We start from the raw sequence: 14222 nt of genomic DNA on the forward strand, positions 1-14222 counted from the left end.
GGAGGGGCAACACCTGCGCCTGCTCTCCTGCCAGACCCTGTCGGGCGGCGTGATCTGGCTGCGACACGAGATCGCGCACGGCTGACCCGGAACGGCACCGCACCGGGCGGCGGCCACCGCCTCGGCGACGACCGTGCCACGGGCGTATCGCGATCCGCACGGGTGTACACGCACCGACACTCGGAGTGACAAGGGAGCCTGTCCATGAAGACCTCCACCCTGACGCTGACCGCGATCCTGACCCTGGCCTGTGCCGGGCGCGCCCTCGCCGAGGGCATGCAGGTCTCCAGGAACGGTAGCCGCGAGGGCTTTATCGGCTCGGGCGAGCACTTCACCGGGACCGCCTACGTGGAACCGCTGTTCGCGGCCAACGATCCGTTCCGGTCCAACGGCGGCGAGGTCACCTTCCTGCCCGGCGCCCGTTCGAACTGGCACACCCACCCCGCCGGGCAGGTGATCATCGTGACCGGCGGTACCGGCTGGGTCCAGGAGGAAGGCGGCAGAAAGGTCGTCATGCAGGCGGGAGACGTCATCTGGACACCACCGGGCGTGAGGCACTGGCACGGCGCGACCGACACGACCGCGGTCACGCACATCGCCGTCCAGCAGTTCAAGGACGGCGAGAACGTCATCTGGGGCGAGCCGGTCAGCGACGAACAGTACGCCGGCGGCACGGAATAGCCCTTCCCGGCCCCGCCGTTGGGGGCCGGTCTCGAACAGCAACGCGGAGGTTCCGAATGAACCACGATTTCACCGGAAAAGTCGCGCTGGTCACCGGCGCCGCGTCCGGCATGGGGCTGGCGACGGCCAGGGCATTCGCGAATGCGGGGGCCTCGGTCACGCTGGCGGATATCGACGGCGCGGGCGTGAGCGCCGCGGCCGAGGAGCTCGCCGAAGGCGGCGCACGGACGCTCGCGGTGACCTGCGACGTGACCCGGGAGAGCGCCGTCCGGGAAATGGTTGAGCGGACCGTCGCGACCTTCGGCCGCCTGGATGCCGCCTTCAACAACGCCGGCGTGCAATCCATCGCCACCGAGACCGCCGATCTGGAAGGCGAGGAGTTCGACCGGGTACTCGGCATCAACCTGCGCGGCCTGTGGTCGTGCATGAAGTACGAGCTGACCCAGATGCGCAGCCAGGGCAGCGGCGCCATCGTCAACTGCTCCTCGCTCGGCGGCCTGGTCGGTGTCCCCGGCCGCGGCGCCTACCACGCCGCGAAGCACGGCGTGCTCGGACTCACCAAGAGCGCGGCGCTGGAATACGCGGACCGCGGGATCCGCATCAACGCGGTATGCCCCGGCATTATCGACACGCCCATGGTCGCCGGCATGAAAGACACGGAGACCGAGGCCATGGACACCCTGATGGAACAGGTCCCGGCCCGGCGCCTGGGCACGGCGGACGAGATCGCCGAGCCGGTGCTCTGGCTCTGCGGTCCGGGATCGAGCTTCGTCGTCGGCCACGCCCTGGCAGTCGACGGCGGCTATACCGCCCGGTGAACGGGGCACGGGAGACGCGCCGGCGCTGAACGGTCAAGGTCCGCGACGCACCCACAGTCCATGAGCACGCGGGACCCCCGCGGGAGAAAGGAGATCGACATGGATCATTTCAAGCACATATCGAGAAGGGATTTTCTCCGGAACTCCGCACTCGCCGGCGGCGGTGCGCTACTGACCGGTTCGGGCGCCGTCCTCGCCCAGAACGGCACGGGCGGCGGCGAACGGCACGGCGATCAGGCGCAGCCCGTCGGCGCCAAGGGGTACGCCGCCCGCGACGAATCGGGCCCGCTGAGCCCCTGGACGTTCCAGCGCAGGGCGCTGCGGGCGCGCGACATCCTGGTCGACATCCAGTACTGCGGGGTGTGCCACTCGGATATCCACCAGATCCGGGGCGACTGGGGTCCCCAGCAGTATCCCCAGGTCCCCGGCCACGAGATGACCGGCACGGTCGCGGCCGTCGGCGAACGGGTCACCCGCTTCCAGGTGGGGGACCGTATCGGCGTCGGCACGATGGTCGGCCACCGCGGCGACGGGGCGTGCAAGTACGGCGAAGAGCAGTACTGCCCGGACACGCTGTACACGTACGGCTACCCCGACCCGCTCGCCCCGACGGGGATCACCCAGGGCGGCTACGCCAACAACATCATCGTCGAGGAAGACTACGCGATCCGGATTCCCGAGGGGATCAGTCTCCAGCACGCGGCCCCGCTGCTGTGTGCCGGGATCACCACGTACACCCCCCTCCTCAACTATTCCGTGCGCAAGGGGGACCGGGTGGGTGTTGCCGGCATCGGCGGCCTCGGCCACCTGGCCGTGAAGCTGGCCGTCTCCAGGGGCGCGGAGGTCTACGCATTCACCACCTCCGAGAGCAAGGTCGAGGACATCCGTGCCTTCGGCGCGAAGGAGGCGGTGGTCGTGGAATCAGCCGAATCGCTCCGCCCCTACTACAACACGCTGGACACCATGATCTCGACGATCCCGGCCGCCTACGAAGTCGGCGCCTACATTCCCCTGGTGCGCGCGCACGGCACGTACACGCAGGTGGGCGCACCCGGCGAGGCACTGTCCTTCGATCAGATGGTGTTCCTCTTCAACAGGGTCACTTACGAGGGCTCGCTCACCGGGGGCATCCCCCAGACCCAGGCGCTCGTGGACTACTGCGCCGAGAACGGGATTCACCCGGAGATCGAGGTCATCCAGGCGAACAAGGTGAACGACGCGTGGTCGGACGTCCTGGACAAGGCGGCGCGATACCGCTACGTGATCGATGCGACGACCATCTAGGGACGCCGCATCCGGTCCGCCCCCCGGGGAACGGGCGTGCCCGTCCCCCGGGGCAGATACAACGGCGGGTCGGCCCGCCCCGCCCTGATCGGTGATGGCGGCCATTCGGCATGTTGAGGGCCCTGGACCGACGATTCCTGCGCACCGCGATCGGCGGCGTCGCCCTGCTCGGGGCGTGCGTTGCGTACGCCGGGAACACGCGATCCGAACCGACGGAGGACACCATGAGGATACGCATCACGGTGGAGGACACGGAGCTGGTGGCACGCCTGGAAGACACGCCGGCGGCCCGCGACTTCGCCGCCATGCTGCCCCTCGAGCTCACCCTCGAGGACTTCCATGCGACCGAGAAGATCGCGGACCTGCCGTCCCGGCTGTCGACGGAGGGCGCCCCCAAGGGGGTGGACCCCGACGTGGGCGACGTCACCTACTACGCCCCGTGGGGCAACCTGGCCCTGTTCTACCGCGATTTCGGCTACGCGAACGGACTGGTCCGGCTCGGCCGGATCGAGGGGGACGTGAGCGCGCTCGAGGCCAGGGGAGCGCTGCGGACCCGCATCGAGCTGATCGATCCCCCGCAGTGAACGCGGCCGACCCGCGCGGTACGGCCTTCCCGTCCGATTACCGGGACACCCGGCAGCGGAACCCGGTTCGCACGGCGCCGTCCTGATGACGGCACCCCGTAACCCTGCCCCCATCGGGGGCCCCCTACCAGAGGAGCAAATACCATGCACGACATCCATCGAGCCGGATCACGGCCCTCCAGCGCCGGCCCCGCCGACTACTTCAGTGGCACCGTGCGCATCGACCCGCTCTTCCAGTCGGCCGAGCCGGCACGCGCCTCCGGTGCAAGCGTGACCTTCGAGCCCGGCGCGCGCACCGCGTGGCATACCCACCCCCTCGGCCAGAACCTGATCGTCACGTCCGGCTGCGGCGTCGTGAAGTGCGAGGGAGAACCGGCAAGGATCATCCGTCCCGGTGACGTGATCCAGTGCCCGCCGAACGAGAAGCACTGGCACGGCGCCATGCCCGGCACCGCCATGACCCATATCGCTATCCAGGAGTCGCTCGACGGCACGCCCGTCCACTGGCTGGAGAAGGTCACCGACGAGGACTACGACGCCGCGGTCGCGTCGGCGGAGTAAGGGCCTTGTCGCTCGGCCCCCATTTCAACCGAGGACACCTCCCATGAAGGGACCGATGCTGACACTGGGCAATGGACTCGGGATGCCGGCCTTCGGGCTCGGCGTCTTCCAGTCCGGCCCGGCGGAGACCGTCGAGGCGGTCAGGACCGCACTGGCGGACGGCTACCGCCTGATCGACACCGCCACCCGGTACATGAACGAGGCGCAGGTCGGCCAGGGCATCCGCGAGAGCGGCGTGCCCCGGGACGACCTCTTCGTCCAGACGAAGCTCTGGATCAGCGACTACGACTACGACCGGGCCCTGCGGTCGTTCGACCGCTCGATGGAGGAGCTCGGCCTGGAGACGCTCGATCTCTATTTCCTGCACTGGCCGGTGCCGAAACACTTCGAGCGCACCCTCGAAAGCTGGAAAGCGGCAGTGAGGCTGCTGGAGGAGGGCCGGGTCAGGGCGATCGGCGTATGCAATGCCTCGCCCGACGATATCCGGCGGCTCACCGAGGCGAGCGGCGTCACACCGGCGGTCAACCAGGTCGAGCTGCATCCGTATCTGGCCCAGCCGGAACTCCGGAAGGCGAACCGCGAGATGGGGGTCGTCACCCAGGCGTGGTCGCCGATCGGCGGCATCAAACGCTACCTGGGTGAGGCGGCGGCGACGGGCGACCCGCTTCGGGACCCCGTCGTCGTCTCGCTGGCCGAGCGGTACGGCAAGACCCCGGCCCAGATCGTGCTGCGCTGGCACATCGAGCTCGGCAACTCGGTCATCCCGAAGTCGGTCCGTGCCGGCCGCATCCACGAGAACGGCGACATCTTCGACTTCTCGCTGACACGTGACGAGGTCGCCGCGATCGAGGCCCTCGACCGGGGCGAGAGAGGCGGCCCCGACCCCGCCGAGGTCACGCCGGAGACGTTCGGCAGCGGGGACTGATCCGGGCCCTGACGGGCGACACCCGGGTGACCGCAGGGCCCCGCAGTGACGCGGGTGCCCCGCGCCGCCCCCCCGGCCGCGGGGGAACGGACAGGGTTATTGGCGGCCCCGGGATGGCCGTCACACCGGGACATTCTCTTCACGCAACGGAGTGGCACGACCATGCACAAACGCAGACTTGGAAGCAGGGGACCGGAGGTCTCGGCCATCGGGCTGGGCTGCATGAGCGTATCCGGCGCCTATGGCGAAACGCCGGACAGGCAGGACATGGTCCGCCTCATCCGCACGGCCGTGGAGCGCGGCGTCACCTTCTTCGATACCGCGGAAATCTACGGCCCCTTCCGCAGTGAGGAGATCGTCGGCGAGGCGCTGGCGCCGTTCCGTGACCAGGTGGTGATCGCGACCAAGTTCGGCTGGAACATCGACCCCGACACCGGCGATGTCCTCGGCGGCCTCAACAGCCGCCCGCAGCAGATCCGGCGGGCCACCGAGGGGATGCTGAAACGTCTGGGAACGGAGTGCATCGACCTCCTCTACCAGCACCGGGTCGACCCCGAGGTGCCCATGCCGGAGGTCGCAGGCACGGTGAAAGAGCTGATCGACGAGGGCAAGGTCAGGCACTTCGGCCTGTCCGAGGCCGGCGTGCGTTCGATCCGCGAGGCGCATGCGGTTCAGCCCGTCACCGCGCTGCAGAGCGAATACTCGCTGTGGACGCGGGACCCGGAGGCCGAGATCCTCCCCCTGCTGGAAGAACTCGGGATCGGACTCGTGCCGTACAGCCCGCTGGGCAAGGGCTTCCTCACGGGCGGCATCGGCCGGGGGACGCGGTTCGACGGCTCGGACCTGCGTGCCCGCATCCCGCGCTTCGAGCAGCAGAACCTGGAGGCCAACCTGGCGCTGGTCGACGTCCTCCGCCGGATCGCCGAGCGCCGGAACGCCACGCCCGCCCAGATCGCGCTGGCCTGGTTGCTGACCCGCCGGCCGTGGATCGTCCCCATACCGGGCACCACCAGGCCGGCACGCGTGGAAGAGAACGTCGAGGCGACGACGGTGACACTGACCGACGACGATCTCCGCGAGATCGAGGACGCCGACTTCACGGTCCAGGGGGCACGCTATCCGGACGACCTCATGAAGCTCTCCGGCCGGTGACGCGCTCCGCCCTTCCCCGCTCGGGGGACACCGCGACCCGGGACGTCCCCCGAACGGCGGCGCCGGGTCTTCGGCCCTGCGGGGCAGCCCCCCGACACCGGGGCACGCCGTCGACCCACCCGTCACCGAGCCCCTGACCAACACACGAACGCAGCGCGCGCGGGACCGATGGCCCCATGGCCCCGGCCCGCCGGCGCGGAGTGGTGCATGAACGCAGCAACGAACACAGACGCCCCGAGCCCCGGCTCGATCCTGGCCGTCGCGGCCGCCGGCCCCCTGCTGGTGCTCGTGGCGTTCACGCTCCCCCTGACCACGCTGATGAGCACGGCCGGCGCCCTGGGCGTGGGCCCCGGCATCCAGGCCTGGATCATGAGCGGCATGAGCGTCGGGGCCGCCGCCGGCCTGCTGAGCAGCGGCGCCATCGGCGACGACTACGGACGGCGCCGGGTATTCGTCGGCGGGGCCCTGCTACTGGCCATCGCATCGATCCTCGGCGCCCTCGCGCCGACGGCGCTGGTGCTCGTCATCGCCCGTGTCCTGGGGGGACTGGGCGGCGCCGCCATCCTCGCGTGCGGCCTTGGCCTGATCGGTCACACCTTTCCCTCCGGCGCGCCCCGTGCCCGGGCGACCGGGGTCTGGGCCGCCGCGCTCGGGGCCGGTGTGGCGATCGGGCCGCTGCTGTCGGCGGGTCTCGACCACCTGGGCGGCTGGCGCCTCCCCTACGTGTTCACCGCGCTGGCGGCGACCGCGCTCGCCGGGACGGCCCGGCGGGTTCTGCCGGAGTCCCGTGCGCCGGTGCCCCGCCGCATCGACCTGGCCGGCACCCTGCTGCTCGGGGGCGGGATCGCGGCGCTGCTGTCCGCGCTGGTCGAGGGGCGCATGGGCTGGGACCGCCCGCTGGTGGTTGCCCTGCTGGTCCTGGGACTGGTCCTGCTGGCCGGATTCGTGGCGGTCGAACGCCGGATCGAGGGGCCGATGCTCGATATCGCGCTCTTCCGCTGCCCCGATTTCCTCGGCGCGACGACGGCGGCGTTCGCCGCCGGCGCCGGCGTGCTCTCCCTGGTGTCATCCCTGCCGATGCTGCTCGAACGGGCCCTGGGCACCAGCACGCTACTGTCGGCCCTGATGCTGCTCGCCTGGTCGGCGACCAGCGTCGTGACCGCCTTCGGGGTCCGGTGGCTGCCCACGGGGGTGACGCCCCGGACCCAGCTCATCGCCGGCCTCCTCGGCTCCGCCGCGGGACAGCTCGGCCTGATCGGGCTCTCCCTGGACGGGACGCTCACGCGCCTGCTGCCGGCACTGCTGATCGCCGGGGCCGCCTACGGCGTACTCAACGCCGCCCTCGGCCGTCAGGCGGTGGCGAGCGTGCCCGCCGGCAGGACCGCCATGGGCAGCGGCGCCAATAACACCGCGCGTTACCTCGGCTCCGCCGCGGGGCTGGCGCTGGTCACCGTACTCGTCACCCACGCGGGTCCCGGGTCCGGGCCCGCGGGCCTGCTCGCCGGCTGGAATGTCGCGGTGCTGGTGACCGCGGGATTCTCGCTCCTCGGTGCGCTCGTCGTGTTCTTCGCCCACGAACGCCCGGCACCGGAAACCGCGCCCGCAAGGGAAAACACACCGCCGGGAAGCGCATGAGCTTCGCGGCTGACAGGCACAGGAGAAGGCAATGCCGCACGTCGTCGTCAAGCACCGACCAGGCAAGTCGGAACGGCAGAAGACCGAACTCGCCGAGGCCATTACCCGGGATGTCGTGAACCATCTCGACGCCGCCGAAGAGGAGGTGTCAGTCGCCTTCGAGGAGATAACGCCCGGCGACTGGGCCGAGCGGGTCTATCGCCCGGAGATCCGGGACAAGTGGGACCAGGTCTACAGGAAACCCGGTTACGAGATGGAGTGGCCCGTCCTGCGACACCAGGACGGGGGCAACGCGACGCCCCGGCCTCAACGGGCAGACCCCCGATACACCATCAACGCTCTCAGGGAGTAATCATCATGAAGGGAACAATGCTCTATGGCCCTCGTGACGTTCGTTTCGAGGACATGGAATCCCCCAGGATCGTCCACCCCACGGATGCCGTCGTGCGCCTGGCCGTCACGTCCGTGTGCGGCTCGGACCTCTGGCCCTATCGCGGCCTCCAGCCCCTCGACGGACCGTCGCCGATGGGTCACGAGTACTGCGGGGTCGTCGAGGAGGTCGGCAGCGCCGTGACCTCGGTGAAGCCCGGCCAGTTCGTCATCGGCTCGTTCTTCGCCTCGGACAACACCTGTCCCCACTGCCGCCACGGCTACCAGCCCTCCTGTGAGCACGCGGAGTTCGTCGGCGGCGCGCAGGCGGAGCTGCTGCGCGTTCCCCTCGCCGACGGCACGCTCGTCGCCACGCCGGAAACGCCCGCCGACGATCTGCTGCCGAGCCTGCAGGCGGTCTCCGACGTCTTCGGCACCGGCTGGTTCGCGGCGGAGGCGGCGAACGTGCAGCCCGGCTCCACCGCCGCAGTGGTCGGCGACGGCGCGGTCGGCCTGCTCGGCGTGCTCTCGGCCAGGCTCAAGGGCGCCGAGCGGATCATCGCGATGAGCCGTCACGAAAAGCGCCAGCAGCTGGCGAAGGAGTTCGGCGCGACCGATATCGTGACCGAGCGCGGTGAAGAGGGCATCGCCCGCATCAAGGACATGACCGACGGCGTCGGCGCCGACTCGGTGCTGGAGTGCGTCGGCACCCAGGAGTCCATGTCGCAGGCCATCGGCGCGATGCGTCCCGGCGGATTCGTCGGCTACGTCGGCATGCCGCACGGCGTCTCGCTCGAGGGCGAGAAGCTGTTCTTCACCCACGCCCATCTCCACGGCGGGCCGGCACCGGTGCGCAACTTCCTGGACGAGCTGATCCCGCTCATCTGGGACCGGAAGATCGACCCGGGCAAGGTCTTCGACGTGACGATGCCGCTGGACCAGGTCGCCGAGGCCTACAAGGCCATGGACGAGCGGCGTGCGATCAAGGTCCTGCTTCGCCCTTGAGGCACAGGGCATGACCGGCGCTGGCGGGGCACGCCGCGGGGTCCCGTGGCGAGACCGTGTGGCCCCCGCCACCCGGCGGTACTCATTTCCCGGGACCGGGAGGCTGCCTGCGCCAGCCCCCGGCCCCGGCTTCCTGGCAACATGGAGCAACGAGATGCGTGCAGTAGGTTTGAACGAGTACGGCGGTCCGGACGTGCTTCACCTGGTGGAACTCCCCGACCCGGAGCCCGCCCCCGGCGAGGTCCGCGTGAGGGTGCAGGCGGCCGGTATCAATCCCGCCGACGTAATGCTGCGCCAGGGTGATCTCGCCGACCTCTACGCGGGAGTCGATCCACCCTTCGTGCCCGGCATGGATATCGCCGGTGTCATCGACGCCGTCGGCGACGGGGTCGAGGCGGGGTCCGTTCCCGCGGTCGGGGAGAAGGTCGTGGGGATAGTCGACAACCACGGCCGTTACGGCGGATACAGCGAGTACGTGTGCCTGCCCGCGGCCTCCGTCACTCCGGTGCCGGCGGGCACGGACATCCCCGCTGCGGCGGCATTCCTGATGAACGCCCTCACCGCCCGCAACGCCCTGGACACGCTGGACCTGGCACCGGGCTCGACCCTGCTGGTCACCGGCGCGGCGGGGGCGGTCGGCACCTACACCACGGCCCTGGCGAACGACGACGGCCTCCGTATCGTGGCCATCGCCTCGCCGCAGGACGAGGCCTATCTGCGCGACCGGGGGGCCACGGACTTCGTCCCGCGGGGTGAAGACGCCGCGGAGCGTGTGCGCGAGGCGTTCCCCGACGGCGTCGACGCCGTCGTCGACGCGGCGAGCCTCGGCGGGCGGATCGCCCCCGCCGTTCGTGACGGCGGCATGTTCATCATCCTGCGTCCGGCGGAGCAGACGAGCTTCGGCCGCGGCATGACCGTGACGTTCGTCAACGTGCGCGAGCGCGCCACCGACCACGAGGCGATCGCCCGGATCGCCCGGCAGGTCGAAAGCGGTCTGCTGCCCCCGCGGGTGGCAGGGACGTTTCCCGCCGCCGAGGCGAGCGAGGCCCATCGGCGACTCGACGCCGGCGGGGCACGCGGGCGGTTCGTGCTCGAGTTCGACTGAGCGGCGACGCGGAACGAGGAACCGGGGTCGCCGGCTTCGGCGGCACGACGCCGGCCGAAGCCGGCGATCCCGGACGTGAAACCCACCGGAGGTTACTGCAATGACGGCATGGTCAGAAGATGTCCTTCACCGGATCGTCGGGGCCGACGATCTGCACATCGCCCCCTTCCGCGACGACGGCAGGACGTACGGGACCCCGACCTGGATCTGGTCGGTGACCGTCGACGGCGCCCTCTATGTCCGCGCCTACAACGGCCGGAACTCCCGCTGGTACCAGGCCGCTGTCGCGCAGAAAGCGGGACGGATCGCCGCCGCGGACATGACGCTGGAGGTCGCGTTCGAGCCCGTCACCGGGGCCGTCAACGACCGCATCGACGACGCCTACCGGGCGAAGTACGGGGCCAGCCCCTACCTCGCAGCGATGATCGGGGATCGTGTCCGCCCGGCAACGGTCAGGATCACGCCGCGCTGAGGCCGGCATCGCGCCTGCCGCCGATCCGCAATCCGAGGGGGCAGACGGGTCCCAGCAGGCGTGGCCGCTTTCGTGAGCACATCGTGGGCTACACGCGCGGGGCGCGTTTGGCCAACGGCAATCAGACCGGTCTATCCGTTACGGCGACCCGACGGCCTGTTCCGGCAAAGCCCGCGGGACTGTGTCCCCTGCCTCCGGGGACAGCGCCTCCGCCAGCGCGGCGTCGAAGGCCGCGGCAAGACCGGAACCGTCCGGTACCCCCCCGAGCTCCCGGCACACCGAGGTCACCGCCTGCGGCCGGCACCGCAGGGTACCGCCGGCCAGCTCGTGGAACCGGTTCACCGCATGGCACAGGGCCTCCGGTTCGCCGTCCAGGAGCACGGAGGCGGTGATCATCACGTAGCCGCCCCTGTCCACCGGGCCCCGCCACACCTGGGCCAGACCGGCGAGCTTGCGCCCGCCCACGGCGATATCCCGGCTCCCGGCACAGAAGGCGTCCGGCACCGTCCCCGTCGCCGCGCCCAGGCCGAGCCGCGCAAGCACGGCAACCACCGGCTCGGCCATGCAACGGTAGAACCGCTCCAGCGACGCCCCCGAGCGCCGCGGCAGGATGCGGGCGAGCTGAACGCTGTGCAGCCCCACGGGAAACGCGCTGCCGCCACTGTCGCGCCCGCACACCGGCCAGCCTTCGGCCGCCAGCCGCTCGCAGGCATCGCCGAAGCCCGGCAGTCCGCGCTCCGCCCCACCGACGACCAGTGCCGGTGCACAGCGCCAGATCAGGGTCGCCGGCGGCCGGTGCCCGGCCCCCACCGCCGCGGCCACGTCGCGCTGCCAGTCGAGGCCCGCCGCGGCCGTGAGTCCGTCGCGCCGGAACGGCCCGGTACTTGGCGACCCCGGCCGGTCCCGACCGGCGCCGCCAAGTACCGCGTCACTGCTCATCGATGCGGCCGATCACCGTGCCCGGACGGACCACACCGTCCTTCGCCACCGTGATCGCCAGCCGCCCGGCCGCCGGCGCGGTGATCTCCATGGTGGCCTTCTCCACCATGATCTCCGCGACCGTCTCACCGGCGTCGACCTCGCTGCCGTCCCGGTAGAGCCAGTTGGCCACCACCCCCTCCGGCGTTATGTCGGCGTCCCAGAGCCCCTCCGGTATGCGTACGTCCGCCATCGTTCAGGCCACCGCCCGGTTCAGGGTCTGCTGCACGGCAGCCCGGATCTTGTCGGCGTCGGGCAGCGCGAACCGTTCCATCGGCCGGCTGTAGGGGATGGGGATATCCGGGCAGGCCACGCGGCGGGGCGCGCTCTTGAGCAGGCCCGGGTCGGTCTCCGCCACCGAGGCGATGATCTCGGCGGTCAGGCCGAAGCTGCGGTAGTCCTCGTCGGCCACCACCAGGCGCCCGGTCTTGCGCACCGACGCCAGTACCGCCTCCCGGTCCAGGGGCACCAGGCTGCGCAGGTCGATGACCTCCGCGTCGACGCCGTCCTTCGCCAGTGCCTCGGCGGCGGCGAGTGCGTGGTGCACCGTCATGCTGATCGCGACGATGGTGACGTCGCCCCCCTCGCGCACCACCCTGGCCTCGCCGAAGGGGATGGCGTAGGGATCCTCGGGCACCTCGGTGGACGCCCCTTCCGGCGCGGCCATCCAGGCCAGGCCCTGCAGCCCCTTGTGGAACATGTAGAGCACCGGAGCGTCATCGCGGATCGCCGAGGTCATCAGTCCCTTGGCGTCGTAGGCGTTCGACGGTGCCACCACCTTCATCCCCGGCAGATGGGCGAACGTGGCGTGCAGCGTCTGCGAGTGCTGGCCGGCGTCGCTGTAGCCGCCTCCGGTCGCGGTCATCAGCACCATCGGCACCTTGCTGTTGCCGCCTGAGAAATAGGTGTTCTTGGCCGCCAGGTTGTAGATGGCGTCCATGCAGACGCCGAAGAAGTCGACGAACATGAGCTCGACGATGGGGCGCATGCCGGCCATGGCCGCGCCCACGCCCGCCCCGATGAAGGCCGTCTCCGAGATCGGGGTGTCGCGCACCCGTTCCTCGCCGAACTCGTCGAGCAGCCCCGTGGTGGAACTGAATATCCCCCCGTAAGGCCCCACGTCCTCGCCCATGACGAAGACCGTGGGGTCGACGCGCATCTCCTGCGCGATCGCTTCCACCATCGCGCGCGAACCTGTCAGTACTCGATTCCTGGACATCTGACCCACCTCCTCGGGTTACGCGAACACGTGCTCCAGCGCGTCCTCGGGCGCCGGCTCCCCGCTCTGGCGCGCGAACTCGAACGCCGCGTCTACCTCGGCCCGGACCCGGGTCAGCGCCTCGTCCGCCTCGGCCTCGGTGACGCCGGCGTTGTCGAGCATGTGCCCGCGCAGCCGATCGATGGGGTCCCGGGCCTTGAGCCGCGCCACCTCGTCCTTCGGCCGGTAGACCTCCGGGTCGCCCTGGAAATGGCCGTAGTAGCGGTAGGTCTGGACCTCGATCAGGGTCGGACCCTCGCCCCGGCGTGCCCGTGCCACGGCCTCGCCGGCGGCATCGAACACGGCCAGCGTGTCGTTGTCGGCCACGTGCACGCCGGGCATGTCGTAGCCCCGGGCGCGCACGCTGTTGTCCGGCACCGCGGTGGACCGGCTCTTCGGCACCGAGATCCCCCAGGCGTTGTCCTCGATGACGAACACGACCGGCAGGCGCCACAGCGACGCCAGGTTGAGCGCCTCGTGGAAGGCGCCCTGGTTGGCAGCGCCGTCGCCCAGGTAGGCCACCGCGACCGCGTCGCTACCCTGCAGCCTGGCGGCCAGGGCCGCGCCGGTGGCGGGACCGGCGCTCTCGCCGATGATGCCGCTGCAGGCGAAGTTCACGGCCGGATCGAACAGGTGCATGTGCCCGCCGCGCCCGCCCGCCAGGCCGTCTCGCCGGCCGTAGATCTCGGCGGTCATCCGGTTGAGGTCCACGCCCTTGGCGATGGCCACGTGGTGGGGGCGGTGGGTCGCCGTCACCGTGTCGCCGGCACGCAGGTGCACGCACACGCCGGCGGCGCAAGGCTCCTGGCCGGCGGCCAGGTGCATCTCGCCGGGCACCAGCCCGGCACCGATGTCGAACTTCGGGGTCTTTCCCTCCATGTAGGCCCTGGCCATCGTGTCCTCGTAATGGCGCGCCTTTGCCATGGCGGCGTACATCCACAGCAGCTGGTCCTTGCTCGGTTCCATTGCCACTCCTCCGGCCGGGGCGATATCCGGGCGTTTCTGCGGTTGACCGGATTTCAGAATAGCGCCGGATTCAGCACACCGGGGTTGACGACGGTCAATACGCGGAACAAAGGGGGGATTGGCGTGGGGAGGGCCGGGGGCTTGTCCGGACGCTTCAGGGTCTCCCGGCACGCCGGCCACTACATTCAACCCGCTGCAAACGCGCGCTTGTACGGGAATCGGCAAAAGCCGAACGGGGGGCGGGTGGTTCAACCCGACTGCCGGGCGCCGGGCGCCGGGCGCGGGCCCGTTCAGGCGCAGCAGATGCACCAGCGCAATGGTGTAGGCGAGCGACCACAGCAGCGAGGCGGCCGTCCACCACGCCGGTAGCGTCAGCCTCAAGACCGCGGCGACACCCACCAGCAGCACCGCGAGCACGATATCGGGCAT

Annotated in this window: 16 protein-coding genes; 12 read left to right on the plus strand and 4 right to left on the minus strand. The window is 70.6% G+C overall.

Annotation, left to right across the window (positions count from 1 at the left end; translation table 11 throughout):
* Positions 1–204: 204 nt before the first annotated feature.
* From G7A99_RS11445 to G7A99_RS11500, 12 genes are all read left to right on the plus strand, one after another.
* On the plus strand, positions 205–681 hold the full coding sequence (locus G7A99_RS11445) for a cupin domain-containing protein (protein ID WP_018717763.1): 477 nt from the start codon (positions 205–207) through the stop codon (positions 679–681).
* 56 nt (positions 682–737) lie between these two features.
* Positions 738–1499: an SDR family oxidoreductase gene (locus G7A99_RS11450; protein WP_018717762.1), complete on the plus strand. Its 762-nt coding sequence runs from the start codon at positions 738–740 to the stop codon at positions 1497–1499.
* 99 nt (positions 1500–1598) lie between these two features.
* Positions 1599–2783, plus strand: coding sequence for an alcohol dehydrogenase catalytic domain-containing protein (locus G7A99_RS11455; protein ID WP_163140292.1), 1185 nt, complete (start codon positions 1599–1601; stop codon positions 2781–2783).
* Between the two features lie 224 nt (positions 2784–3007).
* Positions 3008–3367: a cyclophilin-like fold protein gene (locus G7A99_RS11460; protein ID WP_018717760.1), complete on the plus strand. Its 360-nt coding sequence runs from the start codon at positions 3008–3010 to the stop codon at positions 3365–3367.
* 144 nt (positions 3368–3511) lie between these two features.
* Positions 3512–3928 carry a cupin domain-containing protein gene (locus G7A99_RS11465; RefSeq protein ID WP_163140294.1) on the plus strand — a complete coding sequence of 139 codons (417 nt, stop codon included), beginning with the start codon at positions 3512–3514 and terminating at the stop codon, positions 3926–3928.
* 43 nt (positions 3929–3971) lie between these two features.
* Complete coding sequence (locus tag G7A99_RS11470) at positions 3972–4853, plus strand: aldo/keto reductase (RefSeq protein WP_018717758.1); 882 nt, start codon at positions 3972–3974, stop codon at positions 4851–4853.
* A gap of 162 nt (positions 4854–5015) precedes the next feature.
* Positions 5016–6005: an aldo/keto reductase gene (locus G7A99_RS11475; RefSeq protein WP_026321015.1), complete on the plus strand. Its 990-nt coding sequence runs from the start codon at positions 5016–5018 to the stop codon at positions 6003–6005.
* A 207-nt stretch (positions 6006–6212) separates the two neighbouring features.
* A complete protein-coding gene (locus G7A99_RS11480; protein ID WP_018717756.1) occupies positions 6213–7640 on the plus strand; it encodes an MFS transporter in 1428 nt (475 codons plus the stop codon).
* A 31-nt stretch (positions 7641–7671) separates the two neighbouring features.
* Positions 7672–7992: a tautomerase family protein gene (locus tag G7A99_RS11485; protein ID WP_163140296.1), complete on the plus strand. Its 321-nt coding sequence runs from the start codon at positions 7672–7674 to the stop codon at positions 7990–7992.
* A gap of 5 nt (positions 7993–7997) precedes the next feature.
* On the plus strand, positions 7998–9014 hold the full coding sequence (locus G7A99_RS11490; protein WP_163140297.1) for a zinc-dependent alcohol dehydrogenase family protein: 1017 nt from the start codon (positions 7998–8000) through the stop codon (positions 9012–9014).
* Positions 9015–9168: 154 nt separating this feature from the next.
* Positions 9169–10119: an NADP-dependent oxidoreductase gene (locus G7A99_RS11495; protein ID WP_163140299.1), complete on the plus strand. Its 951-nt coding sequence runs from the start codon at positions 9169–9171 to the stop codon at positions 10117–10119.
* 100 nt (positions 10120–10219) lie between these two features.
* The gene (locus G7A99_RS11500; RefSeq protein WP_163140301.1) at positions 10220–10591 is read left to right on the plus strand and encodes a DUF2255 family protein; all 372 of its coding nucleotides are present in this window, start codon (positions 10220–10222) and stop codon (positions 10589–10591) included.
* 138 nt (positions 10592–10729) lie between these two features.
* On the opposite strand, the gene G7A99_RS11505 is transcribed toward G7A99_RS11500, so the two are convergent.
* The 4 genes from G7A99_RS11505 to G7A99_RS11520 are packed head-to-tail and all read right to left on the minus strand — an operon-like array spanning position 10730 to position 13793.
* Positions 10730–11530, minus strand: coding sequence for a hypothetical protein (locus tag G7A99_RS11505; RefSeq protein WP_163140303.1), 801 nt, complete (start codon positions 11528–11530; stop codon positions 10730–10732).
* A complete protein-coding gene (locus tag G7A99_RS11510) occupies positions 11520–11762 on the minus strand; it encodes a biotin/lipoyl-containing protein (RefSeq protein WP_018717750.1) in 243 nt (80 codons plus the stop codon). Before G7A99_RS11510 ends, G7A99_RS11505 begins: the two co-directional genes overlap by 11 nt.
* A gap of 3 nt (positions 11763–11765) precedes the next feature.
* Positions 11766–12788 carry an alpha-ketoacid dehydrogenase subunit beta gene (locus G7A99_RS11515; protein ID WP_163140305.1) on the minus strand — a complete coding sequence of 341 codons (1023 nt, stop codon included), beginning with the start codon at positions 12786–12788 and terminating at the stop codon, positions 11766–11768.
* Between the two features lie 18 nt (positions 12789–12806).
* On the minus strand, positions 12807–13793 hold the full coding sequence (locus G7A99_RS11520) for a thiamine pyrophosphate-dependent dehydrogenase E1 component subunit alpha (RefSeq protein ID WP_018717748.1): 987 nt from the start codon (positions 13791–13793) through the stop codon (positions 12807–12809).
* Positions 13794–14222 lie beyond the last annotated feature (429 nt).

The sequence above is a fragment of the Arhodomonas sp. KWT genome, from assembly GCF_010993615.1.

Bases quoted from the DNA above. Each gene is read 5' to 3' on its own strand.
- G7A99_RS11445 (WP_018717763.1), top strand. From the start codon at position 205: ATGAAGACCTCCACCCTGACGCTGACCGCGATCCTGACCCTGGCCTGT.
- G7A99_RS11450 (WP_018717762.1), top strand. From the start codon at position 738: ATGAACCACGATTTCACCGGAAAAGTCGCGCTGGTCACCGGCGCCGCG.
- G7A99_RS11455 (WP_163140292.1), top strand. From the start codon at position 1,599: ATGGATCATTTCAAGCACATATCGAGAAGGGATTTTCTCCGGAACTCC.
- G7A99_RS11460 (WP_018717760.1), top strand. From the start codon at position 3,008: ATGAGGATACGCATCACGGTGGAGGACACGGAGCTGGTGGCACGCCTG.
- G7A99_RS11465 (WP_163140294.1), top strand. From the start codon at position 3,512: ATGCACGACATCCATCGAGCCGGATCACGGCCCTCCAGCGCCGGCCCC.
- G7A99_RS11470 (WP_018717758.1), top strand. From the start codon at position 3,972: ATGAAGGGACCGATGCTGACACTGGGCAATGGACTCGGGATGCCGGCC.
- G7A99_RS11475 (WP_026321015.1), top strand. From the start codon at position 5,016: ATGCACAAACGCAGACTTGGAAGCAGGGGACCGGAGGTCTCGGCCATC.
- G7A99_RS11480 (WP_018717756.1), top strand. From the start codon at position 6,213: ATGAACGCAGCAACGAACACAGACGCCCCGAGCCCCGGCTCGATCCTG.
- G7A99_RS11485 (WP_163140296.1), top strand. From the start codon at position 7,672: ATGCCGCACGTCGTCGTCAAGCACCGACCAGGCAAGTCGGAACGGCAG.
- G7A99_RS11490 (WP_163140297.1), top strand. From the start codon at position 7,998: ATGAAGGGAACAATGCTCTATGGCCCTCGTGACGTTCGTTTCGAGGAC.
- G7A99_RS11495 (WP_163140299.1), top strand. From the start codon at position 9,169: ATGCGTGCAGTAGGTTTGAACGAGTACGGCGGTCCGGACGTGCTTCAC.
- G7A99_RS11500 (WP_163140301.1), top strand. From the start codon at position 10,220: ATGACGGCATGGTCAGAAGATGTCCTTCACCGGATCGTCGGGGCCGAC.
- G7A99_RS11505 (WP_163140303.1), bottom strand. From the start codon at position 11,530: ATGAGCAGTGACGCGGTACTTGGCGGCGCCGGTCGGGACCGGCCGGGG.
- G7A99_RS11510 (WP_018717750.1), bottom strand. From the start codon at position 11,762: ATGGCGGACGTACGCATACCGGAGGGGCTCTGGGACGCCGACATAACG.
- G7A99_RS11515 (WP_163140305.1), bottom strand. From the start codon at position 12,788: ATGTCCAGGAATCGAGTACTGACAGGTTCGCGCGCGATGGTGGAAGCG.
- G7A99_RS11520 (WP_018717748.1), bottom strand. From the start codon at position 13,793: ATGGAACCGAGCAAGGACCAGCTGCTGTGGATGTACGCCGCCATGGCA.